Here is a 25,443-nt window from a genome sequence, read left to right on the forward strand (position 1 = left end):
GTCGGCCTTGATATACGGTATACGGAAACGCGGGAGAGGTGGGTGCGGTGACGGCGGTGCACACGGGTACCGGTGGCCGGATCGTCGCGCCGCCGTCCATGGCGGAGCTGGCGACCGACGCCCTGCGCGCGATGATCTTCTCCGGCGAGCTCGCGCTGGGGGAGCGGCTGGTCGAGGCGCGCCTGACCGAGCGGCTCGGGGTCTCCCGCCCGCCGCTGCGTGAGGCGCTGCAGACGCTGACCCACGAGGGCCTGGTCGTCGCGCACCCGCGGCGTGGCGCGACCGTGCGCACGCTGACCCGGCACGACGTCTACGAGATCGTGACCCTGCGCGAGGACCTGGAGGCACTCGCCGTCCGCCTCGGCGTGCCGGTACGGGTGCCCGAGCGGCTGGAGCGCTGCCGGGCGGCCCTGGCGGCGTTCGAGGAGGTCGGCCGGGCCGGCGACGAGAGCCGGTTCCTGCACCACAAGTTCGAGTTCCACCTGTCGCTGGTCGCACTCGCCGGGCACTCGCGGCTGACCGAGGCCTACCGGGCGCTGTCGTTCCAGATGCAGCTGTGCATGGCGATGAACCGCACCGCCCGTCGCGAGTCCCTGCTGGAGAACGTCGAGCGGCACCGCGAGCTGCTCGCCGTGGTCGAGGCGGGGGACCCGGAGGTCGCGCAGCGGGCCCTGACCGAGCACGGCCACACGTCGTTCCTGCTCGACCTCGTCGACCGGCTCGACGGCGGCACGCCGGAGTCCGAGGAGTGGCTCGCCCGCCGGCGTGGGGCCTGAGCTCCGGTCGGCGCTCACGCGAGCGTCCCGCCGATGCCGTCGGCGGCGGCCCGCAGCAGGGCGGCCGCCTCGGCGACACGGTCGTGCCCGAAGCGGTGGATCGGTCCGGACACCGACAGTGCCGCCGGGCTGGACACCCCGGCGAGCGGGACGGCCACGCAGAACACGCCGACCTCCTGCTCCTCGGCGTCCACGGCGAACCCGGCCCGGCGGATGCGGTCGAGCTCCCCGAGCAGCCGGTCGGGGTCGACGACGGTGTGGTCGGTCGCCGCGGGCAGCCCGGTGGAGCCCAGCAGCCGCCGGGCCGCGGGCGCGGGCAGCTGGGCGAGCAGCGCCTTCCCGACGCCGGTGCTGTGCAGCGGCACCCGTCGCCCGACCTCGGTGAACGTGCGCATCGAGTGCGGACCGGGCACCTGCGCGGTGTAGACGGCGCGCTCCCCGTCGAGCACGGCCATGTTGGCGGTCTCGCCGAACCGCTCCGCCACCGCGCGCAGGTCGTCCCCGGCGCGCACCCCCAGCACCCGCGACGCCCGGTCCCCGAGCCCGATCAGCCGCGGCCCCAGGGTGTAGCGGCGGTTGGTGACCTGGTGGGCGTGGCCGAGCTCGCGCAGGGTCGCGACGATCCGGTGGATCGTGGGCTGCGGCAGGTCGACGGCCACGGCGAGCTCGCTGATCGACAGCTCCCCGTCCGCCTCGGCCAGCACGTCGAGGATCCGGAAGGCCCGGACGACGGACTGGACGCCGCCCGGGCCTGCTCCCGTTCCCGGCACCGGATCAGCCCCAGCCGGGGACGACGAAGATCAGCCAGCTCAGCAGCGGTGCCACCGCGCACATGCTGAAGCCCCAGATCATGAGCCCGCGGAACACCCGGTCGGTCTGGTCGGCCGGCGCGTTCGCGACGACGAGCGCCCCGCTGGTGGAGAACGGCGAGGAGTCCACCACCGACGACGACAGCGACAGCGCGATGATCAGGCCGACCGCGCCCACCTCGCCGGCGAGCAGGAACGGCACGGCCAGCGGGATCAGGGCGCCGAGGATGCCGGTGGTCGAGGCGAACGCGGACACGATCGCGCCGATCAGGCAGATGATGATCGCGGCCAGCAGCGGGGACCCGATCGTCGTCACGAGGGTGCCGAGCCAGTCGATGGTGCCGACCCGCTCCATCAGCGACACGAAGGTCACGATCCCGCAGATCAGCAGCACCGTCGGCCACGCGACCTGCCCGACGGCCGCCTTGGCCGACGACGGCGAGATGATCGAGAGGACCGCCGCCACGGTGAGCGCGGTGAAGCCGACGTCGAGGCCGAACGCGAGTGCGCCGACGGCCAGTGCGACCAGGCCCAGGATCGTGAACACGTGGTCGCGTTCGAGCGGGCGGTGCGGCTCGTCGTCGTCCGGGCCGACCGGCTCGGCGGCTCCGGACCCACCCGACCCGGCCCCGCCGGTGACCGTCCGTGACCGACCGTGCGGCACGGCGCCGCCGCCCAGGGCGAGCGAGGTGCCCGGCTCGGCGGCCACGGCGACTCGGTCGTCGCCGGCGCCCGAGGATCCCGCGGCATCCCGGGAACGGCGGAGCAGTTCCCGCCCGCCGAACATCAGGAACACGACGATGCTGAGCGCGAGATTGAACACGAACGACGAGAAGAACAGCAGCCCCGGATTGCTCGGCAGGTTGTTGCGGGCGACGACGCCGTTCACGATGCTGCCGAAGATGCTGATCGGCGAGAAGCCGCCGGCGCTCGCCCCGTTGATGATGAGAAGGCCCATCAGCATCGGGTTGATCTTGTAGCGCTGGGCGAATCCCATGCCGATCGGCGCGATGATGGCGACCGCGGCGGGGACGACGGCGCCGACCGCGGTCAGGACGGCGGTGACGCCGAACATGACCCACGGGATCAGGGCGATCCGGCCACCGACGGCCCGTACCGCCAGCTGGACCAGGCGATCCACCGTCCCGTTGCCCTTGGCGATGGCGAACAGCAGGGTCACGCCGACGAGGATCACGAACAGGTCGCCGGGGAACCCGCCGACGATGTCGTCGGTGTCCTCCCCGACGAACGCCGTGCCGACGACGAACGCGGCGACGAAGGCCAGCGCGCCCATGTGGACCGGGAGGATCGTCGCTATCAGGAACACCAGGGCGAGTGCCACGATGGTGATGAGTTCGATGGACATCGTTTTCCTCTGGGGTCGGCACTGACGCAGACAGGAACTGATGACGCGGTCCGCGCGACGTCGCCGGGCCGCATTTTCCGCAATGCGGAAAACGAATTCGATATCCCGAGTATCAGCAGGATCACACACGCCCGTCAAGCGGCGTCGATGCCGCTCGACGGGATGTGGGAAGGCTCTGCAGCACCCTCTCGACGGCAGACTGTAGACGGTATACCGTCATCAGCGCGAGACCCGGATTCCGCCATCCGGAACCATCGGTCACCGAGCGTGGAGAACCTCATGACGTACGCAGCCGGTCGGCACTTCCTGCAGATCCCCGGCCCGACGAACGTGCCGGACTCGGTGCTGCGCGCCATGTCGGCCGCGACGATCGACCACCGCGGTCCGGACTTCCAGGCGCTGGGGACGGAGCTGCTGCGCGACGTCCGCCCGGTCTTCGGCACCACCGGTCCGGTCGTGATGTACCCGGCCACCGGCACCGGCGCGTGGGAGGCGGCCCTGGTCAACACCCTGAACCCGGGGGAGACGGTGCTGTGCTTCGAGACCGGGCACTTCGCCACGCTGTGGCAGGAGATGGCGGGCCGGCTCGGGCTCCGGGTGGACCTCGTGCCCGGCGACTGGCGGCACGGGGCGGACCCCGCCGTCGTCGCCGAGCGGCTCGCCGCCGACACCGGCCGCCGGATCGCCGCCGTCTGCGTGGTGCACAACGAGACCTCGACCGGTGTCACCAGCCGGGTCGCCGAGATCCGCGCCGCGATGGACGCCGCCGATCACCCGGCCCTGCTGCTGGTCGACACCATCTCCTCGCTCGGCTCGATGGACTACCGGCACGACGAGTGGGGTGTCGACGTGACCGTCGCCGGCTCGCAGAAGGGGCTGATGCTGCCACCGGGGATGAGCTTCAACGCGATCAGCGCCAAGGCCCTGGAGCGCTCCCGCACCGCGACGATGCCGCGCACCTTCTGGGACTGGGGCCCGATGCTCGCGGCCAACGAGCGCGGCTTCTTCCCCTACACCCCGAACACCAACCTCATGTACGGGCTCAAGGAGGCGTTGCGCCTGCTCCACGACGAGGGACTGGAGAACGTCTTCGCCCGCCACACCCGCCACGCCGAGGCCACCCGGGCCGCGGTGCGGGCGTGGGGCCTGGAGGTGCTGGCCCTCGACGAGCGCGAGTACTCCAGCGCGCTCACCGCCGTGCTCGTCCCCGACGACGTCGACGCCGACAAGGTCCGCGCGGTGATCCTCGACCGCTTCGACATGTCGCTGGGCGCCGGTCTCGGCCGCCTCGCCGGGCGGATCTTCCGGATCGGCCACCTCGGTGCGTTCAACGACCTCACGCTGGCCGGGACCCTCGCCGGTGTCCAGATGGGCCTCGGTCTCGCCGGGGTGCCGGTCGCGGGCTCCGGCCTCGACGCGGCGCTGGAGCGGCTGCAGACCGACTGACCCGCCCCGACCGCCCCCGCACCGTCGCGAGAGGACGCCCCCCATGACCGCCGAGCTGACCCGTCCCGCCACCGCCACCACCGCCGTCCCGGGTCTGGAGGAGACGCTCCGGTCCCGGGTGACCGGCGAGGTCGCCTTCGACGACTACAGCCGCCACCTCTTCTCCCGTGACGCGAGCATGTACGCGATCACCCCGCTCGGAGTGGTCTTCCCCCGTACCCACGACGACGTCGCCGCGGCCGTGCGCACCGCGGCCGAGTTCGGCGTGCCGGTCGTCCCGCGCGGTGCCGGCACCAGCCTGGCCGGCCAGACCGTCGGACCGGGGCTCGTGCTCGACCTGTCCCGGCACCTCAACCGGATCGTCGAGCTCGATCCGGTGGCGCGCACCGCCGTCGTCGAGGCGGGGGTGGTGCAGGACCAGCTCAACCGGGCCGCGGCCGCGCACGGGCTCATGTTCGGCCCGGACACCTCCACGAGCAACCGGGCCACGATCGGCGGGATGATCGGCAACAACTCCGCGGGCAGCGGGTCGCTGACCTTCGGCATGACGATCGACCACGTCCGCGCGCTCGACGTCGTGCTGTCCGACGGCTCCACCGCCCGGCTGGAACCCGTCGACGCCGACGAGCGCCGTCGTCGCGCCGCCGCGGACACCCTGGAGGGCGCCCTCTACCGCGAGCTCCCCGCGCTGGTCACGGAGAACGAGGACGCGATCGCCGCGGGCATGCCGCTGTTCTGGCGCCGGGCCTGCGGCTACCGGCTGGACCGGCTCGCGGGCTTCGCGGAGTCCGGGACGTTCGACCTGGCGACGTTCGTCGTCGGCGCCGAGGGCACGCTGGTGCTGGCGACCCGCGCCGTCGTCGACCTGGTGCCCAAGCCCGCGCGGACGGTCTACGCCGTCGGCCACTTCGACACCGTGCACGGCGCCATCTCCGCCACCGCCGACGCGCTGAGCTGCGATCCGCACCAGGTCGAGATGATGGACAGGACCATCCTCGACCTGTCCCGACGCAAGATCGAGTACGCCGACCTGGGCAACCACCTCGTCGGTGACCCGGCCGCGCTCCTGTTCGTCTCGTTCTCCGGCGACGACGAGGCCGGGCTGGTGGCGAAGCTGCGCGCACTGGCGGCGCTCTGGGAGCGCCACGGCCACGGCTACCACACCCTGGAGCTGGTCACCCCCGCCGAGCAGGCCGCGCTGCTCAAGGTCCGCAAGTCCAGCCTCGGGCTGCTCATGGCGGCGGGGGAGGGCACCCGGCGCCCGCTGGCCTTCGTCGAGGACACCGCGGTGGCCCCCGAGCACCTGGCCGAGTACACCGCGCGGTTCAAGCAGATCCTCGACGAGAACCGTCTCGAGGCGGGGTTCTACGGCCACTGCTCGGTCGGCTGCCTGCACATCCGCCCGTTCGTCGACCTCACCGACCCGGCCCAGGTCGCCACGATGCGCCGGGTCGCGGAGCGGATCAAGGACCTGGTCGCCGAGTACGGCGGCGTGAACTCCTCCGAGCACGGCGACGGGCTGGCGCGCTCGGAGTTCAACCGCGAGATCTTCGGCGACGAGCTGTACGAGGCGATGCGCCGGGTCAAGGCCCTGTTCGACCCGGGGAACGTCATGAACCCCGGCAAGATCGTCGACGCCCCGTCGATGACCGAGAACCTGCGCGACCGCGACGCGCTGCCGCCCGCCCCGCGGCTGACCACGGCGCTGTCGTTCGAGGTGATCGGCGGCCCCGGCGCCACCGGGATGCGCGACGCCGCCGACCGCTGCATGAACATCGGCCTGTGCCGCAAGACCACGGCCGGGGTGATGTGCCCGTCCTACCAGGTCACCCTCGAGGAGGAGCACTCCACGCGCGGCCGGGCGAACGCACTGGTCAAGGCGCTGTCCGAGCCGGACCCGGCCGCCGGGCTCGCCGACGGGCGGCTGCACGAGATCCTCGACCTGTGCCTGATGTGCAAGGCCTGCAAGAGCGAGTGCCCGATGGGCGTGGACATGGCCTCGCTCAAGGCCGAGGCGCTCCACCAGCAGCACGCGGTGCACGGCACGCCGCTGCGCTCGCGGCTGTTCGGTGCGATCCGCACGCTGAACCGGCTCGGGTCGGCGACCGCGCCGCTGTCCAACCTGCCCGGCCGGGTCGGGGTGCTGCGCCGGCTCGCCGAGCGGACGGTCGGGATCACCGCGCGCCGCCCGCTGCCGCGCTTCGACCGGGACAACCTGGTGCGGTGGTTCCGGCGTCGTGACCCCGCGCGGGCCGCCGCACCGGCCGGGACCGTCGTGTGGCTGGCCGACTCGTTCACCACCTTCACCGAGCCGCACATCGGGCGGGCCGCGATCGGCCTGCTGGAGCGTGCCGGGTGGCGGGTCGAGCTGGCCGGCGGCGGCTGCTGCGGCCGGTCCAGCCTGTCCAAGGGACTGCTCGACGACGCCCGTCGCAAGGCGACCGGCCTGGTCACCTCGCTCGCCCGGGACACACCGGCCGACGCGCCGATCGTCGGCTGCGAGCCGTCGTGCGTGTTCACCCTGCGCGACGAGACCCTCGCCCTGCTCCCGGACAGCGCCGAGGCCCGGTCGGTGGGCGAGCGGGTCCGCCAGGTCGAGGAGCTGCTCGTCGAGGCCCTCGACGACGGCCGCCTGGTCCTGCCGGAGCGGTCGGCGCTGAGCGGGCGGCGCGTGGTCTACCACGGGCACTGCCACCAGAAGGCCGAGGTCGGGACCGCGGCGACGCTCGCGCTGCTGCGCCGCATCCCCGGGCTGGAGGTCTCCGAGATCGACTCCGGCTGCTGCGGGATGGCGGGCTCGTTCGGCTTCGAGGCCGAGCACTACGCGACCTCGATGGAGGTCGGCCGGGACCGCCTGCTCCCGGCGATCGACGCCGAGTCCGCCGACACCCTGGTCGCCGCGACCGGCGTCTCCTGCCGCCAGCAGATCTTCCACGGCGCCGGGCGCACCGCCTGGCACCCGCTGGAGCTGGTGCGCGAGGCACTCGGCCCGGCCGGGACGGTGTGAGCGGATGCGACTGGTCCGCTACGACTCCGGCCAGGGCCCGCGCACGGGGCGGGTCGAGACCGGCGGCGACGGCGACGTCGTCCGCGAGCTGGGCCCGTCCGGGCCGGGGGCGGTCGCCGGGCGGCTCGCCGAGGTCGTCCTGCTCGCCCCCTGCGACCCCCGCACCATCGTGTGCGTCGGGAGCAACTACCCCTGCCAGCTCGCCGAGAAGGGGCGTCCCCGCCCGGAGCGGCCCGCGCTGTTCCTCAAGGCGCCCAACGCCGTCGTCGGACCGGGGGAGCCGGTGCTGCGCCCGGCCGGGGTGGAACGGCTGGAGTACGAGGGCGAGCTCGCGGTGGTGATCGGCCGCCGGGCCCGTGACCTGGACGAACGCACCGCCTGGTCGCATGTGCTCGGCCTGACCTGCGCCAACGACGTCACCGCGCACGACTACCGCGCCGACGGGCAGTGGGCGCGGGCGAAGAGCGCGGACACCTTCTGCCCGCTCGGGCCGTGGATCGAGACCGAGCCGGGCGCGGGCCCGTGGGGGCTGCGGACCACGCTGAACGGCCGCACCGTCCAGGAGTCCGACACCGGGGCGATGATCTTCGACGTCGCGCGGATCCTCGCCCACGTGACCCGCTGGATCACGCTGCAGCCCGGTGACGTCGTGCTCACCGGCAGCCCCGGCGGGGTCGGGCCGATGACCGCGGGGGACCGGGTCACCGTCGAGATCGACGGCGTCGGGACACTGGAGAACCCGGTCGCCGAGCGGCCCGCGCCCGTCGTGCACTGAGCCGGCCCGGCGCGGACCGCCGCAGCCGGCCCGGCTCAGCCCCGGCCCACCGGCTCCGGCGTGTCCAGCTCGGCGGGAGCGGGCGCGCCCGCCACCCCGGCCGCGCTGCGGTAGACGTCACCGAGCCGGACCGCCCACGGTGCCGCCGCGAACCGGTCGAGGAACCGCCGCCGGGCCCCGCCCCCGAGCCGGGCACGCAGGTCGGCGTCGCGGGTCAGCCGCACCAGCTCGTCGGCGATCCGGGTGGCGTCGACCGGGGCCAGCAGGCCGGTCTCGCGGGTCACGATCTCCGGGATCCCGCCGACCCGCGTCGCGACCGCCGGGGTCCCGGTGCCGTGGCCGAGCAGCAGCATGCGGGGCATCGTGTCGTGCCGGGTCGTGTGCAGCTGCACATCGGCGGCGCGGAGCAGCGCGACCGGGTCGGTGCTGCGGCGGAACGTCACCCGGCCGGACAGCGCCTCGTCGGCGGCGACGCGCGACTCCAGCCACGGCCGCAGCGGCCCGTCGCCGCCGAGCACCACGGTGAGCGGCTCGTCCGGTCCGATCCCGGCGACGGCGTCGAGCAGCATGTCCTGCCCCTGGCCGCGGCGCATCGGCGCGACCGAGACGGCGACGACCTCGTGGTCGTCCACGCCGAGCCCGCGCCGCAGCCGCTCCCGCTCCTCGGGCGTGCCCTCGCCCGGGTCGGCGGCGCCGTCCGGGATTACCGACAGGCCCTCGGTGGACCCGGCGGCGCGGCGGTACCAGTCGCGCTGCAGGGCTGACGTCGCGATCGTGCGGGTCATGAACCGCTTGCGCGCCAACGTCTTCGCGGTCCGCCGCAACTGGTCGCCGCGGTCGGCGGGGTGCTCGTGGATGTGGTGCAGCGTGGACACCGCGGGCACCCGCAGCCGGGCCGCGGCGGCGGAGCCGACGACGTCGGGCCGGGCGCCGTGGGTGTGCACCAGGTCGACACCGTGCTCCCGGAACGCGGCGAGGACCTTCAGCACGGCACGCGGGTCCCACGGCGCGACGTTCAGCTCGACCGGTGGTGCCCCGGCGCGGGCCATGCGCTCGGCGACGTCGGAGTGTCCGGAGGGGGCCAGCGCGACGACCACCACCCGGAACCCGGCGTCCGGGGCCGCGGCGGCGAGGTCACCGAGCGCGGCGGCGACGCCGCGGTCGTCGAGCGACTCGACGAGGTGTCCGATCGTCAGGGTCCTGCTGCTGTGATCGCTGGTGGGCACGGTGACGTGGCCTCCCGGGGTGGCGCTGCGGGGTCGGTCCTCGGCGGTCGGCCGGTGACCCGGTCGTGGCTCGCCGGTCACCATGACACTACCGAGTGACGACGTCGCGTGACGGGGTCGGACGCTGCGCGCATCGGGCGACACCGGGCGGGGGGTGCCTGCCGATCGGGGGAGTGCCGGGCAGCGCCCGGGGTCCGTTACGGTCACTCCGGTGCGCACGGTTCTCGTGATCGGGATCGGGGCCGGTGACCCCGACCACCTCACCCTCCAGGCGGTCCGCGCCCTGCGACGGGCCGACGTCGTGTTCGTCATCGATAAGGGGCTCGACGGCGGGGGGTCGCAGGACGACCTGCTGGCCCTGCGCACCGAGCTCCTGCGGCGGCACCGCCCGGACGGCGGGTACCGGCTGGTCACCGCGCCCGAGGTGGGCCGGGACCGCGGCACCGAGGTCGAGCGCGACGACGAGCGCTACCGCGACGTCGTCGTCGACTGGCAGGACCGCCGTGCCCGGCTCTACCGCGACATGCTCGACGCCGAGCTGGCCGACGGGCAGACCGGCGCCTTCCTGGTCTGGGGCGACCCCTCCCTCTACGACGGGACGCTGCGCCTGCTCGACCGGGTCCTCGACGGCGCGGGGGAGCAGTGGTCGGTCGAGTCGGTCGCCGGGATCTCCAGCGTCGCCGCCCTCGCCGCCGCCCACCGGCTGATCCTCAACCGGGTCGGGCGCCCCGTCCTGATCACCACCGGGCGCCGGATCGCCGAGGGGATGCCCACCGACGTCGACGACGTCGTCGTGATGCTCGACGGTCGCACCGCCTTCGCCACGCTGCCCGACGAGCAGCGCCGTGAGCTGCACATATTCTGGGGCGCCTACCTGGGTACGCCCGACGAGCTGCTCGTCGCCGGGCCGCTCGTCGAGGTGACCGACGAGATCCTGAAGGTCCGGGCCGAAGCCCGGGAGAACAAGGGGTGGATCATGGACACCTACCTGCTGCGCCGGGGTGCCGACGAGCGCTGACCCGCCGCGGCCCGACGACGAGGAGGTCGCATGCGCTACGCCGACGGACCCACCACCGAGGCCACCGCCCGGGTCGCCGCACCGCCCCAGGCGGTGTGGGAGCTGGTGACCGACCCGGCGTTCCTGGCCCGGGTGTCGACCGAGATGCAGCGCGCCTCGTGGGGCGAGGGTGACGAGCCGGGCCTCGGGGCCCGGCTGCACGGCCACCACCGCCACGACGCGATCGGGGAGTGGAGCACCGTCTCCACCGTCACCGGATGGGAGCCGGAGCGGCTGTTCGAGTGGACGGTCGGGCTCGGTGACGAGAGCGGGGCGACGGCCGTGTGGCGTTTCGAGCTCACCCCCGACGGCGAGGGGACCGCGCTGCGCCAGTGGGCCCGGATGGGTCCCGGGCCGTCGGGCCTCACGCAGGCGATCGAGCGGTGGCCGGACAAGGAGGAGCGGATCGTCGAGGGCCGGCTGCGGGAGTGGCGGACCGGGATGGAACGCAACCTCGACGCCGTCCGCGAGCGCCTCGGCTAGTTCCCCGTCCGGGGTGGCGGCCACGCGCCGGGACGTACGAGCGGTGGCCGTTCTGCGACGACCCGTCACTCCGGCGTCGCCCGCTCGTTGAACGAAGGGGGTCTCCGGCGATCCTGAGAACACGGAGGGTGTTCGTCGTAGATCGTTGAGCCGTTCGGTCCAGCCGCCCTGTCAGTCGGCGTCCGGAGTCGACCCGTGATCGCCCGGGTCGCCGAGGTGCTCTCAGAAAAGCAACCTCGACGGGTCACCGTTTCGTAACGTCCCGAACCGGACGAGCCGGGTGACCCGGCCCGATCCGGCCGCTCCCCAGGGGTGCCCCCGCACCCCGGCCACGCCGGTGCCCGCGCCGTCCTCCACCGCTCCCCAGCACCCTCGCCCGCGGCGAGGCGGAAGGACCGCTCGAGATGGGCAAGCACACCCGGACCGGCCACCGTTCGACCGGCGTCGCCGCGGCGGTGGCCGCCGGCCGGCCCCTCCGCGGGCGGCGCAGGCACGCCGCTCCCTCCGCGGGCACCGCGCGCCGGATCGCCGCCCCCGCGACGCTCGCCGCGCTGCTGCTGACCACCGGCGCGACGACCGGGACGGCGTTCGCCGGCACCGGGTCCGACGACGGTTCCTCCGGCACCTCGGCGGACTGCCCGGACGGGTCCACCCCGGTGGGCGGCTCCTGTTCCGGCGGCTCCTCGGGATCCGAGTCCTCGTCGGGGTCCTCCGGCGGGCTGGGTGACCTCGTGACCGGGGCGGACGTCGTCGGCTCGGTGCTGGGTGCGGGCGGCCCGGGGTCGGGCTCCTCGGGCGGGGACTCGTCGGACCAGGGGTCGGGGACGACGAGCGAGACGTCCGGCAAGGAGTCCGGTGGCGACGACTCGGCCGGCAAGGACTCGGCCGGCAAGGACTCGGCCGGCAAGGACTCGGCCGGCAAGGACTCGGCCGGCAAGGACTCGGCCGGCAAGGACTCCGCGGGCGAGGACTCGGCCGGCGAGGACTCGGGCGGCTCGGACTCCGCAGCCCCGGCCGCGGGCACGAAGGACTCCGGCAGCCCCTCCACCGGCCCGCTCGACGCGGTCCCCGGCCTCGGCGACCTCACGGGCGGCCTCGGCAAGGGCGTCGACCTGAACACCCCCACGAAGCCCCTGACGTCGCTGCCCGACCCGGCGCAGACCCTGTCCGACGCCGGTACCTCGGTGCCCGGCGCCGGGCAGGCCGGCTCGCTGGTCGACACCGCAATGGGCGCCGCGGGCACCGTCGTCGGCACCGACACCGGCAACAGCCCGCTGGCCGGCCCGACCGACACCCTCACCGGCCTCGGCGACGTCGTGCCGGACCTGCCGTCGGTCCCCGGCGTCACCGACGGCAGCACCGACGAGCTCCCTGACGTCCCCGGCCTCACCGCGGGCGGACCGCTGGAAGGCCTCAACGAGATCGCGGGCCTGCCCGACACCACCCCGCTGACCGGCAGGGACGGCCCACTGCCGGACCTGTCCGGCGTCGCGCGCACGGCGGGCCTGCCCGACTACTCGGGTCTCGGCGGCCTGCCGGACGTGGCCGGGGTCGTCGGCGGACCGAGCACCGGGCCCACGCAGGTCGACCTGGCGTCGAAGAACACCGACGGCGTGGCCGGGACCGCCACCGTCGACTCCGACACCGTCTCCGGCACCGCGACCGGCATGGACCCGGACGCCCGCTACGTGTCGTTCTTCTACGGCGCGACCTCCAGCGCCACCAACAACAACCCCTGCATCCTCGACGGCACCAACCCGCTGCCCGGCGGCCAGACCGTCGGCGAGTGGGAGGTCGACGAGAACGGCAACGGCACCCTGGAGGCGCCCAACCCGTCGGGGAACATGTACAAGCTCACCGGCGGCACCATGTCGATCCGCAAGGTCGAGCACGGCTTCGACAAGGCGACCGCCCCGCCGGTGAACCCGCTGTCGTACTCGCTGTCCAGCTGCGGTGCGATGGAGCGGATCTCCACCGCCGACCCGGTCACCGACGCCGTCCCGAAGCTCCCGACGGCGAACGTCCCCGGCACCCCCTACGTCTCCGGTCCGGGTCTGCAGGGCTGATCGACGCGCGGGCGGCGCGGCGCTGTGGTCGGATCGGTCCGTGCTCGGCAGCGCTCTGGATACCGTCCTCGACCGCACCCTGGTCCCCGGCTACTCACGGATCGGGTACCTGCTGCGGCGCCCGGGCTGGAGCGGTGACCGCGCCGACCCGCCGCGCGGCGCCCTGACCGGGCGCACCGCGCTCGTCACCGGCGCGGGCGGCGGGCTGGGGGAGGCGATCGCGACCGGGCTCGTCCGCCTCGGTGCGACGGTGCACCTGCTCGTCCGCTCCCGGGACAAGGGTGCCGCCGCGCAGGACCGGATCCTGGCCGCGGTACCCGGTCTGTCCCGCGACCGGCTCCCGGTGCAGGTCTGCGACCTGGGTGAGCTCGCGGACGTGCGTGCGTTCGCGACCCGGTTCGCCACCGAGGTCGACGCGCTGGACGTGCTGGTGCACAACGCCGGGCTGCTCCCGCCCGAGCGCAGCGAGACCTCCGAGGGAAACGAGCTGACCCTGGCCGTGCACGTCCTCGGACCGCTGCTGCTGACCCGGCTGCTCACCTACACCCTCGCGGCCGGCGCCGAGCGGTCCGGAGCCGACTCCCGGGTGATCATCATGTCCTCGGGCGGCATGTACGCCCAGCCCCTGCGCGACGACGACCTGCAGTTCCGCACCGGTGACTACGGCGGCACCGCGGCCTACGCCCGCACCAAGCGGATGCAGGTCGTCCTGACCGGGCTGCTCGCCGACGAGCTGGCCCCCCGGCACGTCACCGTGCACGCACTGCACCCCGGGTGGGCCCGCACCCCGGGCGTCACCGGGTCGCTGCCGCTGTTCGACAAGGTCGTCGGCCCCGTGCTGCGCACCCCGGCCCAGGGCGCGGACACCGCGGTGTGGCTCGCGGCCGCGCCGTCGTCGGCGGTCGGGACCGGCCGGTTCTGGCACGACCGCACCCCGCGCCCGGCGCACTACCTGTCGCGGACCCGGGAGACCCCGGCCCAGCGCGAGCGGTTCCGCACCGAGGTGGACCGGCTCACCGGCTGAGTCCGGGCGCCTCCAGGAGGGTGCGGGCGGCGCGCGTGACGTGGTCCAGCACCGTGTCCGGGTCGGCCCGCCCGACCGCGCCCCCGGGCAGCAGCGGCTGGACCAGGCTCAGCCCGAGCAGCCAGGTCAGGACCAGCTCCGCGCGCAGTTCGGCGTCGGCCCGGTCGGCGGCGCCGGCGGCCTGCTCGGCGAACGCCTCGGTGAACGCCCCGGCCAGCTCCACCCGCACGGCCGCGGCCGCCTCCGACGTCCCGGCCGAGCGCACGACCGGCCCGAACAGGTCGCGCTCGGGCCCGTCGCCGCCGTCGAGGATCGACCGCAGCAGGCGGGTCAGGAGCTCCTCCGGCGGGCCGTCGTGCAGCACGGCGAGGGCACGCTCGGCGGCGACCCGGGCGAACAGGGCGTCCTTGCTGCCGAAGTAGCGGAAGAGCAGCGCCTGGTTCACCCCGGCCCGGTCGGCGATCGCGCGGACCGAGGTGCGGTCGTAGCCGTGCTCGGTGAACAGGTCCGCGGCTGCGGCGAGCAGGGCGCGGCGGGTGCCGTCACCGGAACGGGCGGACGGGGCGGCGGTCACGGGGGAGTGCTCCTTCGTACGACGGGTGCGGCGCGGGAACCGGCCACGGCGGGTCCGGTGTCGGCGACCGTAGCGTCCGGGCGCCGGCGCATGGCGCGGCGCGACGCGGGGTACGCACGGTCGATACCGAACACCGCCCGACACATGGCCAGACCGAGGAGACCCGCGACCGATGGCATCCGCTTCAGGTGACGAGAACGAGTTCCAGCCAGAGGCGCCGGACATGGCGTCGGCGATGCAGCTGGACACCGACGAGGCGCTGACCGGTCCGTCGGACACCGACCCGCTGGACTCCGGCTACGTCCCGCCGGACCGCCCCTACGGCGTCGAGGACAACGCGGTGACCGCGGCGGGTCAGGAGGAGGGCGAGTCGCACGAGGCGCGACTGGCCCGGGAGCTGCCCGACGAGCTGTCCGAGGGAGACCCGGGCCGCTCCGGCCGGCTGACCGCCGCCGCCGACTCCGCGGCGGGCGACCCGGCTGTCGACGGCGCCGGGACCGACGTGGGCGTCGACGGCGGCGCGGCAAGTGCCGAGGAGGCCGCCGTGCACGATGTCGACGAAGGCATCGTGCCGGTGGTCGACGAGTCACCGGTCGGGGACCCGGAGGTCAGCGACCAGCTCGCCCGCGACGCCGACCACGCCGACGAGGCGGCGGCCGACGCCGAGTGGGACGCCTCGACCGACCCCGAGTGGGCCGAGCAGAACAGCTGAGCGTCACCCGGCACACACGAGGGCCCCGGTACCGCGTCGCGCGGTCCGGGGCCCTCGTCGTGGGTGGGAGCGTGCGCTCAGGGGGTGGTGGGGCCCGCCGCGCTGCCGGTCAGCCGGGCGATGGCGCCGTCGAGGTCGAGGTGGTCGTGCTCCTCGCCGAGGTCGACGATCTCCAACGTCGAGTCGACGAACTGGGCCAGCAGGTCGCGGTCGACCTCCAGGACGGCGGACCCGCCGTCGGAGCGGATCTCCAGCTCGACGACGTCATAGCCGTCGATGCGCCGCGGCGCCATCCGGATGTCACCGATGCCGGTGGGCGTGGTCAGGCCCTCGATCACCAGGTCGCGGGCCACGAGCCACTCGATCCAGCGGTCGGACGACCGGCGCACCGAGAACGAGATCGCGAACGGGTCCGCGGCGCGGTACGCCCAGCGGCTCACGATCGGCGACGCCTGCCCGTGCAACACGGTGAAGACGTCCTGCTGGACCGACTCGCTGGCCATCGTGCTCCGCCTCTCCTGGACCCCCCGACCGCCGCGGTACCGCGACGGCCTCACACGGAACATCGTCGGAACGGGCCCGGACGCTGCACCCGGCACCGGGTTTCACCCGTTCGCGCCAACTGTCATTCACCTCACGGTACCCAAGTCGCGCAAAGGGTGTAACGCGAGGCCGGGTTCCGGCGAGAGACGCCGTCCGGTACGAGACCCGGTGACGCAGGGTGCGGTGCGGCCGACCGTCCCGTCAGCCGCGGTCGACGCGGTCGACCACCCAGATCCCGCCGGTGCCGGAGCGGACCGGCTGGGTGAGCCGGATCGTCGAGCGCTGCGCCGACCGGCCGTCGGTGGCGGCGTACACGCCGTTGCCGAGGCGGGTGACGGTCGGGTTCCGGTAGCCGAGCTCACTGCCGACGTAGGAGATCGTGACCTCCTCCGGGTCGAGCAGCCACGGGTCGCCGCCGGCGTCGGCCTGCTGCTGCATCCGCTTCGCGGTCGCCGCGTCGCCCGCGGGCCACATCGGCGACGCCGCCGCGGCGGCCCCCGGGGCGCCGGTGCGGCCCGGCCCGGTGCCGCCGCCGTCGGTGCCGCCGCGCCCGGGTGCGGGCGCGGCGGTCGTGCGGGACGGGTCGGCGGTGCGGCTCGGCGTGGGGGTCGTCGGCGTGGGCGTCGGGGTCGGTGTCGGGGTGGCGGTCGGCGACGTCGTCGGGACCGGCGACGGGGTGCGCCACGCCGCGGGCAGCTCGCCGTTGCCGCAGCCGGCCAGCAGCAGCACGAGGATCAGCAGCGCCAGCCCCACGAGCACGCCGCGCAGCAGCAGCCGCGGCCCGTACCGGCCCACCCGCAGGCGGGACACCGACACGTCGGGGGTCGGCACCTTCGGCAGGTTCGGCGCGGTCACGCGGGCACCTTACGATCACCGGCCCGCCCGGGCGGGCCGACCTCGCCGCCACCATCGCGTGATGGGCGCCGCACGGTCGGTGCCCGACCGGCAGCGGCCGTCGCGCACTGCCGGGGCGCCGGTGGAGTGACTAGGGTCGCGGTACGGCCGCACGGGCGGCCCCGCACGACGGGCCCGGGGCACGGGCCCCCCGCACGAGCCCACCGAGGTGCACCCCATGGCGACCGGCAGCCCGGCGACGGAGAAGTTCCTCGCCGCCCGCGACTTCCTGCTCACCCACCGCGAGGACTACGACACGGCCTACCGCGACTTCCGCTGGCCGGAGCTCGAGGAGTTCAACTTCGCGCTCGACCACTTCGACGTCGTCGCGGCCGACCCCGAGCGGGGCGCGCGGAAGGCACTGTGGATCGTCGAACAGGACGGTTCGCAGGCGCACTGGACGTGGGCGGAGCTGTCCGAGCGGTCCAACCGGGTCGCGAACTGGCTGCGGGAGCAGGGCGTCGCCCGGGGCGACCGGATCATCCTCATGCTCGGCAACCAGCTGGAGCTGTGGGAGACGCTGCTGGCGGCGATGAAGCTGGGCGCCGTCGTCATCCCCGCGACCACCCTGCTCACCCCGGCCGACCTGCAGGACCGGGTGGACCGCGGGCGGGCCGCGCACGTCGTCGTCGGAGCGGAGGACGCCGGCAAGTTCGACGACGTCGACGGCGACTACACCCGTATCGCCGTCCGCGGCGCCGTGGCGGGCTGGCGCGACTACACCGGCGAGGCCTACTCGGCCGCCGCCGAGTTCACCCCGGACGGCGCCACGAAGGCGTCGGACACGCTGCTGCTGTACTTCACCTCCGGCACCACCGCCAAGCCGAAGCTGGTGGAGCACACCCACACGTCCTACCCGGTCGGGCACCTGTCGACGATGTACTGGATCGGCCTCGAGCCCGGCGACGTGCACCTCAACATCTCCTCGCCCGGCTGGGCCAAGCACGCCTGGTCCAACGTGTTCGCGCCGTGGATCGCCGAGGCGACCGTGCTCGTCATGAACTACGCCCGGTTCGACGCCGAGTCCGTCCTGTCGGTCCTGGACTCCTGCGGGGTGACGAGCTTCTGCGCCCCGCCGACGGTGTGGCGGATGCTCATCCAGGCCGACCTGTCCGGGCTGGCGACGCCGCCGTCCAAGGTCGTCGGGGCGGGGGAACCGCTCAACCCCGAGGTCATCGAGCAGGTCGAGAAGGCGTGGGGCCTGCGCATCCGCGACGGGTTCGGCCAGACCGAGTCCTCGGTGCAGATCGGCAACCCGCCCGGGCAGCCGGTCAAGCCGGGCTCGATGGGCAGGCCGATCCCCGGGTTCGTCGTCGCGCTGGTCGACCCGACCACCGGGAAGGTCGCCGACGAGGGCGAGATCTGCCTGGACCTCGACCACCGCCCGACCGGGCTGATGGTGGGCTACGCCGACGACCCGGAGCGCAACGCCGAGGCCATGGCCGGCGGGTACTACCACACCGGCGACGTCGGCTCCCGCGACGAGTCGGGCTACATCACCTACGTCGGCCGGGCCGACGACGTGTTCAAGGCCAGCGACTACCGGATCAGCCCGTTCGAGCTGGAGAGCGTGCTGATCGAGCACCCGGCGGTCGCCGAGGCCGCGGTCGTGCCGTCCCCGGACCCGGTCCGCCTCGCCGTGCCGAAGGCCTACGTGGTGCTCGCCACGGGTCACGAGCCGACCGAGGAGACGGCGACGGCGATCCTGCAGTTCGCCTACGACAACCTCGCCCCCTACAAGCGGATCCGCCGCCTCGAGTTCTTCGAGCTCCCGAAGACGATCTCCGGGAAGATCCGCCGGGTGGAGCTGCGCGGCCGGGAGGGCGAGATCCACGCCGACCCCGCCGCCACGCCGCCCACCGAGTACACCCTCTGACCGGCGGGCCGGGTCACTGCTCGCCGAAGTGACCCGGCCACTGCTGGTAGGGGATGCGGGTGATCTCCAGGATCTCACCCAGCCGGGACCACTCGTTGCGGCCCAGGCGGGCCAGCGGGGCGAGCCGGCGGACGTCGGGCAGGGAGTTGCCGCGCTCGTCGGTGACGAACACGCTCTCCTCGATCGCGGCGTGCACGACCCGGCCGATGACGACGGTCGAGTTGCCGAGTTCGATGTTCGCGTGCAGCACGCACTCCAGCGCCACCGGTGACTCGGCGACCCGCGGCGGCGCCACGACCGAGGACGCCTCGGCGGTCAGCCCGACCGAGGAGAACTCGCTGATCTCGGCGGGGAAGTCGGTGCCGGTCGCGTTGATCCGCTCGAACATCGGCTCGTTCGCCAGGCAGACGACGAACTCGCGGGTCTGCGACACGTTGCGCAGCGAGTCCTTCTTCCCGACCGACGTGAACTGGATCATGGGCGGGTCCACGCAGGACACCGTGAAGAACGAGTGCGGGGCGAGGTTGTCGACGCCGTCGGCCGAGCGGGTGGAGACCCAGGCGATGGGTCGGGGGACGACGACGCTGGTCAGGAGCTTGTAGAACGGGCCGCTGCCCATCTCGTCCGGCTTGAGGTCCGTGCGCATGCCCATGATCCTGCCCGGCCTGCCCGCACCCTGCGCGCGCGCCGCTCTAGGTTCGGCGCATGGGAACACGTGGCCGCGCGGCCGGACTGGCCGCCGGGATCGTCGCCGACGCACTGCTCGGCGACCCGCGCCGGGGCCACCCGGTCGCCGGCTTCGGCGCGCTCGCCGCCCGGCTGGAGGGCCGGATGCACCACGACGCCGTCGCACCCGGGGTGGCCTACACCGCGATCCTGGTCGGGGCGGTGGTCGCGGCGGGGGTGGTCGCCGAGGCGGCCGCGACGCGTGCGGGGGCCCGGGCCGAGCCCGTCGTGCGGGCCGGGCTGACCGCCGTCGCCACCTGGGCCGTGCTCGGCGGGACCTCGCTGGTGGGGGAGAGTGCCGCGCTGGCCGCGTCGCTCGACTCCGGTGACCTGGCCGCCGCCCGCGCCCGGATCCCGCACCTGTGCGCGCGCGACCCGGAGCTGCTCGACGCCGACGGCATGGCCCGCGCCGGGACCGAGTCGCTGGCCGAGAACACCTCCGACGCCGTCGTCGGGCCGCTGGTGTGGGGCGCGGTCGCCGGCATCCCGGGGCTGCTGGGCTACCGAGCGGTGAACACCCTCGACGCGATGGTCGGCTACCGCTCCGCCCGGCACGCCCGCTTCGGGTGGGCCTCGGCCCGTCTCGACGACGTGGTCAACCTGGGCCCGGCCCGGGTCACCGCGGTGGTCACGGTGGCCGTCGCGCCGCTGGTGGGCGGCTCGCCGGCGTCCGCGCTGCGGGCCTGGCGCCGCGACGCCGCCGGGCACCCCAGCCCGAACGCCGGCCCGGTCGAGGCGAGCGCCGCCGGCGCGCTCGGGCTGCGTCTGGGCGGGCCGACGGTCTACGCCTACGGAACCGAGGACCGCCCGTCGCTCGGCGACGGGCACCCGCCCCGGGTGGCCGACCTGCACCGCGTCGCGCGGCTGTCCCGGCTGGTGGCAGGGGCGGCCGGGCTGCTCGCCGTCGCGACGGCGGCGGTGCTGGGGCGGCGGCGCGGCTGAGCCGGTCGGCCCGGCCGCGGTGCTGTGGCGCCCGGAGTCCGTTCACCGCGTGAACTGTCTCCGGCGACAGCGGGTCTGTTCGGGTGGCCCCGGCGGCCCACCGCCCGGGTCCCGGTGGGTCCGGCCGATCTCCACGCCTACCCGGTCGGTGAGGGTGGATCGTGGGAATTCGCTTACCAGGTAAGCGAGTTCGGAGAGAGCCGTCCCGGTGGGGGCGGCCCGGCGCGCGGCCGGCGGGGAACGGCCGGCGGGCCACCATGTCGGACGGGTGAATCCGCTGACCGGGTGAGCGAACTCGGCCGGGGCGAAGGGTCGCGGCATCCGGAGCCCTGCGCAACCGCGCCCCGGAGCCCGGCGCGGCGCACTCACGTGGCACCTCGGGACCGCGCAGGGCGGCGGCCCGCGACGGGTGTGGCGCGGTGCGGGATCAGCCCGAGCCCGGACCGGACCCGGCGGCGGCGTCGCGGGTGGTGCCGGGGGCGCTGTCGTCGGCACGGTCGGCGGGGACGGGCTCGTCGCCGAAGCCGTCTCGGCCGGAGAGCTGGTCCCGCAGGCTGCCCGCCTTCTCGCGCTTCCCGCTGCGCTGCAACAGTTCCAGTCGGATGAACAGCACCAGGGCGACCAGGGCGACGGCGCCGAAGGTCAGCCACTGCAGGGCGTAGGAAAAGTTGCTGAACGGCGCTCCGCCCCCGACCGGCTCGACCGGGATCGGGTCCAGCACGCCGGGCTGGCCGGCCTCCAGCACGACGACGCCCTCGACCGGCGTCAGGCCGGTGGCGGCGGCGACCGAGCGGGAGTCCGACACGTAGACCTGGCGGGTGCCGTTCTCGACCAGCGGCGGGCGGCCCTGCGGGTCGGTCTCGTCCAGGCGCAGCCTGCCCTCGACCGTCACCGGGCCGGCGGGCGCGGCGGCGTAGCCGGGCACGGCGCCCCGGTCCGCGGCCGGGACCGACCCCCGGTTCACCACGACGGTCCGGCCGTCGGTGAGCCGCAGCGGCGTCAGCACCTCGAAGGCGGGTGCGCCGTCGACGACCCGCAGGCGGACCAGGGTCTCCGCGGCACGGTCGAAGGTGCCGGCCAGGGTGACCCGGCGCCACTGGTCGTCCGCGCCGATCGCCGTGCCCGGCGGGACGAGCGTGTCGAACCCGACGGCGGGGGTCGCGTCGGCGGTGGCGATGGCCCGGCTCTGCGCGGAGCGCTCGGACTCCCGGTCGAACTGCCACGGCGCGAGCAGCGTGTAGCAGGCGACGGCGAAGGCCAGCACCGCGACGACGAACGCGATCCACCCGGGACGCAGCAGGAAACGCACGCGGCCCAGGGTAGCCGCGCCCGCGGACGGTCCCGCCGGGGCGATACTGCCCGCCGTGGTGGTTCAGGGAGCGGTCCTCGTGGCGGGGACGACGTCGGACGCGGGCAAGAGCGCCGTCGTCGCCGGTATCTGCCGGTGGCTGCACCGGCGCGGCGTCTCGGTGGCGCCGTTCAAGGCGCAGAACATGAGCAACAACTCGGTCGTCACCCCGGACGGCGGCGAGATCGGCCGCGCGCAGGCGATGCAGGCCTTCGCCAGCGGCATCGCCCCCTCGGTCGACCTGAACCCGGTGCTGCTCAAGCCCGGCGGGGACCGGACCTCGCAGGTCGTCGTGCGCGGCCGCGCCGACGGCCAGGTGTCGGCGCTGTCCTACCGGCACCGCACCGCGGCGCTGTCCGACGTCGTCGCCGACTCCCTGGCCCGGCTGCGCGCCCGCCACGACGTCGTGGTCTGCGAAGGAGCGGGCTCGCCCGCGGAGATCAACCTGCGGGCCACCGACCTCGCCAACATGGGCTTCGCCCGGCGCAACGACCTGCCGGTGCTGGTCGTCGGCGACATCGACCGCGGCGGGGTGCTCGCGCACCTGTTCGGCACCCTCGCCGTGCTCGACCCGGCCGACCAGGCGCTGATCGCCGGTTTCGTCATCAACAAGTTCCGCGGGGACCCCCGCCTGCTCGAACCCGGCCTCGACCGGCTGCGCGAGCTCACCGGGCGGCCGACGCTGGGCGTGCTGCCCTTCGCCGAGGGCCTCTGGCTCGACGCCGAGGACTCGCTCTCGGCCGTCGCCGACGGGGTGCTCGGGCGCCCGGCCCCACCGCGCGGCGGGCAGTGGCTGCGGGTCGCCGTCGTCCGGTTCCCGCGGATCTCCAACGCCACCGACGCCGAGGCGCTGGCCTGCGAACCGGGCGTCGCCGTGCGGTACGTGACCGAGCCGTCGCGGATCGCCGACACCGACGTCGTCGTGCTGCCCGGGACCAAGGCGACCGTGTCGGACCTGGCCTGGCTGCGGGCGTCCGGGATGGCCGACGCCGTGCGCGCGCACGCCGCGGCCGGGCGCCCGGTGCTGGGGATCTGCGGCGGGTACCAGATGCTCGGGCACACGGTCTCCGACCCGGACGGCGCCGAGGCCGCTCCCGGCACGACCGTCGCCGGGCTGGGGCTGCTGGACCTCGAGATCGCGTTCGACCCGGTCAAGCACCTCGCCACCCCCACCGCGACGGCGTGGGGCGAGGCCGTCACCGGCTACGAGATCCACCACGGCCGCGTCGTGCGCTCCGGCGACCCCGGCCTGATCGGGGACGAGGGCAGCGACCGCGGCAACGTCCTGGGCACGCACTGGCACGGCCTCGCCGAGAACGACGGCTTCCGGCGGCTGCTGCTCACCCGCCTCGCCGACGTGGCGGGACGGACCGGGTTCGTGGTGGCGCAGGACACGTCGTTCGCGGCCGAGCGCACCCGGCAGGTGGATCTGCTGGCCGACCTGGTCGAACACCACCTCGACACGTCCTCACTTGAACATGTGATCGGACACGGTGCGCCGCCGGACCTCCCGGTGCTGACCTCCGGTCTGGCAGCCTCACCCGCGTGAGCACGAGCACCGCCCCCGCCGCCGGACCTCCCCGTTTCCCGTTCTCCGCCGTCGTCGGCCACGACGACCTGCGGCTGGCGCTGCTGCTCAACGCCGTGCACCCGGGTGTCGGTGGTGTCCTGGTGCGCGGGGAGAAGGGCACCGCGAAGTCCACGGCGGTGCGCGCGCTGGCCGCGCTGCTGCCCTCGCACGCGGTCGTCGACGCCTGCCGGTTCGGCTGCGACCCCGCCGCGCCGGACCCGTCCTGCCCGGACGGCCCGCACCCGGCGGGCGCCGCGGGCGGGCGTCGCCCGGCCCGGCTGGTCGAGCTGCCCGTCGGCGCGACCGAGGACCGCCTGGTCGGCTCGCTCGACCTGGAGAAGGCGCTGTCCGAGGGCCGCCGCGCCTACCAGCCCGGCCTGCTCGCCGACGCCCACCGCGGGGTGCTCTACGTCGACGAGGTCAACCTCCTGCACGACCACCTCGTCGACCTGCTGCTCGACGCCGCCGCGATGGGCCGCGCGCACGTCGAGCGCGACGGCGTCTCCGTCTCGCACGCGGCCCGGTTCCTGCTGGTCGGCACGATGAACCCGGAGGAGGGCGAGCTGCGCCCGCAGCTGCTCGACCGGTTCGGTCTGACCGTGGAGGTGCGGGCCAGCCGCGACGTCGACACCCGGGTCGAGGTGACGCGGCGGCGCATGGCGTTCGAGGACGACCCGGCCGGGTTCGTCGCCCGCTTCGCCCCGGACGAGACCGCCACCGCGGCCCGGCTCCGCGCCGCGCAGGCCCACGTCTCCGCCGTCGCGGTGAGCGACCGGGAGCTGCGGCGGATCGCGTTCGTGTGCGCCCGGTTCGACGTCGACGGCATGCGTGCCGACCTGGTCATCACCCGGGCCGCGGCCGCGCACGCCGCCTGGGAGGGCCGCGACGCGGTGACCGCCGACGACGTGCGTGTCGCCGCCCGGCTCGCGCTGCCGCACCGCCGTCGTCGCGACCCGTTCGACGAGCCCGGCCTGGACCCGGCCGAGCTGGACCGCGCCCTCGCCGACGCCGAGGACCACCTGGGCCCCGAGGACGACCCGGACCCCGACGACGACCCGGACCTTGGCGGCCCCGGCCCCGACGACCCGGCCGAGCCGCAGGACGGTCCGGACGGCCCCGACGCCGGCGAGGAGCCCGACGACGCCGACCGGACCGGGGACACGCCCCCCGTCGGCGGCGACCCGCGCGGCGACGGCGGGACCGGCGCCGGTGAGCGCGCCGAGGCTCCCGGCACCGACGGCGGGGACGGCGGGGACGGCGGGGACGGCGGGGACGATGCCACCGACCCGGCGACGCCCGGCGACGACCGGGCCCCGGAGACCGCGGAGGCCCCGGCCGGCGGCGACGGCGGGGACGGCCGGGCCGTCGTCGTCGGGGACGCCGCGCGGCTGCACCGGGCGACGGTCCGTAAGTTCACCGTCCCCGGGCTGGGCGCGGGCGCGCCGGGCCGTCGATCGCGGGCCCGCACCGACGCCGGTCGCGTCGTCCGTCCGTCCGGGGCCGGGGCCACCCGTGCCGCGGACCTGCACCTGCCCGCGACCGTGCTCGCCGCCGCGCCGCACCAGGCCGGGCGCGGGCGCCGCGGGCCGGGCCTGCTGGTCCACCGCGACGACCTGCGCCGCGCCGAGCGGGAGGGCCGCGAGGGGAACCTGGTGCTGTTCGTCGTCGACGCGTCCGGCTCGATGGCCGCGCGCAGGCGGATGACCGCCGTCTCGGGGGCCGTGCTGGGCCTGCTCCGCGACGCCTACCAGCGCCGGGACAAGGTCGGGCTGGTCACCTTCCGGGCCCGGGAGGCGGAGCTCGCGCTGCCGCCGACGTCGTCGGTGCCGACCGCCCAGCAGCGCCTGTCCCGGCTGCGCACCGGCGGGCGGACCCCGCTGGCCGGTGGGCTGCTCAAGGCCCGCGCCGTGCTCGACGCCGAGCGCCGCCGCGACCCGCGCCGCCGCCCGCTGGTCGTGCTGCTCACCGACGGGCGGGCCACCGTCGCCGCCCGCGACGGCGGGGACCCCGTCGCCGACTCCCGCCGCGCCGCCGGGCTGCTGGCCGCGGACGGGGTGCACACCGTCGTCGTCGACTGCGAGGCGGGCCACGTCCGCCTCGGGCTCGCCGCGCCGCTCGCCGCCGCCGCGGGCGGCGAGCTGGTGACCCTCGACGAGCTGACCGCCGACAGCGTGGGCGACCTGGTCCGGGAGACCCGGTCCGCCCGCGCCGCCTGAGAGGAGA

21 protein-coding genes are annotated in these 25,443 nt (G+C 75.0%); 13 read left to right on the forward strand and 8 right to left on the reverse strand.

The features are described from left to right. Positions 1-47 precede the first annotated feature (47 nt). Positions 48-776: a GntR family transcriptional regulator gene (locus tag DMP15_RS11820; protein ID WP_374107473.1), complete on the forward strand. Its 729-nt coding sequence runs from the start codon at positions 48-50 to the stop codon at positions 774-776. Positions 777-790: 14 nt separating this feature from the next. On the opposite strand, the gene DMP15_RS11825 is transcribed toward DMP15_RS11820, so the two are convergent. Both DMP15_RS11825 and DMP15_RS11830 read right to left on the reverse strand, forming a co-directional pair. Continuing rightward, positions 791-1,546: an IclR family transcriptional regulator domain-containing protein gene (locus tag DMP15_RS11825; protein ID WP_161151396.1), complete on the reverse strand. Its 756-nt coding sequence runs from the start codon at positions 1,544-1,546 to the stop codon at positions 791-793. A gap of 4 nt (positions 1,547-1,550) precedes the next feature. Next, positions 1,551-2,951, reverse strand: coding sequence for an SLC13 family permease (locus tag DMP15_RS11830; protein WP_100878175.1), 1,401 nt, complete (start codon positions 2,949-2,951; stop codon positions 1,551-1,553). A gap of 279 nt (positions 2,952-3,230) precedes the next feature. Here DMP15_RS11830 and DMP15_RS11835 point away from each other — a divergent pair, with 279 nt between their 5' ends. The 3 genes from DMP15_RS11835 to DMP15_RS11845 are packed head-to-tail and all read left to right on the forward strand — an operon-like array spanning position 3,231 to position 8,179. Further along, entirely contained in the window at positions 3,231-4,397 is a 1,167-nt protein-coding gene (locus DMP15_RS11835) for a pyridoxal-phosphate-dependent aminotransferase family protein (protein WP_100880556.1), read from the forward strand. Positions 4,398-4,440: 43 nt separating this feature from the next. Continuing rightward, a complete protein-coding gene (locus tag DMP15_RS11840) occupies positions 4,441-7,404 on the forward strand; it encodes an FAD-binding and (Fe-S)-binding domain-containing protein (RefSeq protein WP_337825885.1) in 2,964 nt (987 codons plus the stop codon). Between the two features lie 4 nt (positions 7,405-7,408). Continuing rightward, entirely contained in the window at positions 7,409-8,179 is a 771-nt protein-coding gene (locus tag DMP15_RS11845; protein WP_073574312.1) for a fumarylacetoacetate hydrolase family protein, read from the forward strand. A gap of 35 nt (positions 8,180-8,214) precedes the next feature. On the opposite strand, the gene DMP15_RS11850 is transcribed toward DMP15_RS11845, so the two are convergent. Continuing rightward, complete coding sequence (locus tag DMP15_RS11850; RefSeq protein WP_337825886.1) at positions 8,215-9,405, reverse strand: glycosyltransferase family 4 protein; 1,191 nt, start codon at positions 9,403-9,405, stop codon at positions 8,215-8,217. Positions 9,406-9,616: 211 nt separating this feature from the next. Between DMP15_RS11850 and cobF the strand changes: the two genes are divergently transcribed. The 4 genes from cobF to DMP15_RS11870 all read left to right on the forward strand — a co-directional run bounded on the left by cobF (position 9,617) and on the right by DMP15_RS11870 (position 14,035). Then, complete coding sequence (cobF, locus tag DMP15_RS11855) at positions 9,617-10,423, forward strand: precorrin-6A synthase (deacetylating) (RefSeq protein ID WP_161151341.1); 807 nt, start codon at positions 9,617-9,619, stop codon at positions 10,421-10,423. Positions 10,424-10,453: 30 nt separating this feature from the next. Continuing rightward, positions 10,454-10,945 carry an SRPBCC family protein gene (locus DMP15_RS11860; RefSeq protein WP_161151342.1) on the forward strand — a complete coding sequence of 164 codons (492 nt, stop codon included), beginning with the start codon at positions 10,454-10,456 and terminating at the stop codon, positions 10,943-10,945. 404 nt (positions 10,946-11,349) lie between these two features. After that, positions 11,350-13,011, forward strand: a complete 1,662-nt coding sequence (locus tag DMP15_RS11865) for a hypothetical protein (RefSeq protein ID WP_337825887.1) — start codon at positions 11,350-11,352, stop codon at positions 13,009-13,011. 40 nt (positions 13,012-13,051) lie between these two features. After that, on the forward strand, positions 13,052-14,035 hold the full coding sequence (locus DMP15_RS11870) for an SDR family NAD(P)-dependent oxidoreductase (RefSeq protein ID WP_337825888.1): 984 nt from the start codon (positions 13,052-13,054) through the stop codon (positions 14,033-14,035). On the opposite strand, the gene DMP15_RS11875 is transcribed toward DMP15_RS11870, so the two are convergent. Continuing rightward, a complete protein-coding gene (locus DMP15_RS11875; protein WP_301548936.1) occupies positions 14,025-14,609 on the reverse strand; it encodes a TetR/AcrR family transcriptional regulator in 585 nt (194 codons plus the stop codon). The two genes, DMP15_RS11870 and DMP15_RS11875, sit on opposite strands and share 11 nt — an antisense overlap. Before the next feature lie 172 nt (positions 14,610-14,781). Here DMP15_RS11875 and DMP15_RS11880 point away from each other — a divergent pair, with 172 nt between their 5' ends. Then, entirely contained in the window at positions 14,782-15,321 is a 540-nt protein-coding gene (locus DMP15_RS11880; protein WP_337825889.1) for a DUF5709 domain-containing protein, read from the forward strand. Between the two features lie 77 nt (positions 15,322-15,398). Here DMP15_RS11880 and DMP15_RS11885 read toward each other — a convergent pair whose 3' ends face one another. Continuing rightward, positions 15,399-15,824, reverse strand: a complete 426-nt coding sequence (locus DMP15_RS11885) for an SsgA family sporulation/cell division regulator (RefSeq protein WP_179762318.1) — start codon at positions 15,822-15,824, stop codon at positions 15,399-15,401. Between the two features lie 241 nt (positions 15,825-16,065). Further along, a complete protein-coding gene (locus DMP15_RS11890) occupies positions 16,066-16,719 on the reverse strand; it encodes a hypothetical protein (protein WP_337825890.1) in 654 nt (217 codons plus the stop codon). A gap of 217 nt (positions 16,720-16,936) precedes the next feature. Here DMP15_RS11890 and DMP15_RS11895 point away from each other — a divergent pair, with 217 nt between their 5' ends. Beyond that, the gene (locus DMP15_RS11895) at positions 16,937-18,634 is read left to right on the forward strand and encodes an AMP-binding protein (RefSeq protein ID WP_100878169.1); all 1,698 of its coding nucleotides are present in this window, start codon (positions 16,937-16,939) and stop codon (positions 18,632-18,634) included. A 13-nt stretch (positions 18,635-18,647) separates the two neighbouring features. Here the strand turns inward: DMP15_RS11895 and DMP15_RS11900 are convergent, their stop codons facing one another. Further along, positions 18,648-19,280, reverse strand: a complete 633-nt coding sequence (locus DMP15_RS11900; RefSeq protein ID WP_073574303.1) for a flavin reductase family protein — start codon at positions 19,278-19,280, stop codon at positions 18,648-18,650. 59 nt (positions 19,281-19,339) lie between these two features. Here DMP15_RS11900 and DMP15_RS11905 point away from each other — a divergent pair, with 59 nt between their 5' ends. After that, positions 19,340-20,302 (forward strand): cobalamin biosynthesis protein, encoded by a 963-nt coding sequence (locus DMP15_RS11905; RefSeq protein ID WP_337825891.1) that lies wholly within the window; start codon positions 19,340-19,342, stop codon positions 20,300-20,302. A 427-nt stretch (positions 20,303-20,729) separates the two neighbouring features. Here the strand turns inward: DMP15_RS11905 and DMP15_RS11910 are convergent, their stop codons facing one another. Further along, on the reverse strand, positions 20,730-21,611 hold the full coding sequence (locus tag DMP15_RS11910; RefSeq protein WP_073574301.1) for an SURF1 family cytochrome oxidase biogenesis protein: 882 nt from the start codon (positions 21,609-21,611) through the stop codon (positions 20,730-20,732). 58 nt (positions 21,612-21,669) lie between these two features. Here DMP15_RS11910 and DMP15_RS11915 point away from each other — a divergent pair, with 58 nt between their 5' ends. Beyond that, on the forward strand, positions 21,670-23,199 hold the full coding sequence (locus DMP15_RS11915; RefSeq protein WP_073574442.1) for a cobyric acid synthase: 1,530 nt from the start codon (positions 21,670-21,672) through the stop codon (positions 23,197-23,199). After that, positions 23,196-25,436 (forward strand): putative cobaltochelatase, encoded by a 2,241-nt coding sequence (locus DMP15_RS11920; protein WP_337825892.1) that lies wholly within the window; start codon positions 23,196-23,198, stop codon positions 25,434-25,436. The genes DMP15_RS11915 and DMP15_RS11920 overlap by 4 nt, the downstream gene beginning before the upstream one ends. Positions 25,437-25,443: the final 7 nt, after the last annotated feature.

Origin of the sequence: Pseudonocardia sp. UM4_GMWB1 (assembly GCF_017312155.1) — a bacterium.
Lineage (GTDB): Bacteria > Actinomycetota > Actinomycetes > Mycobacteriales > Pseudonocardiaceae > Pseudonocardia > Pseudonocardia alni.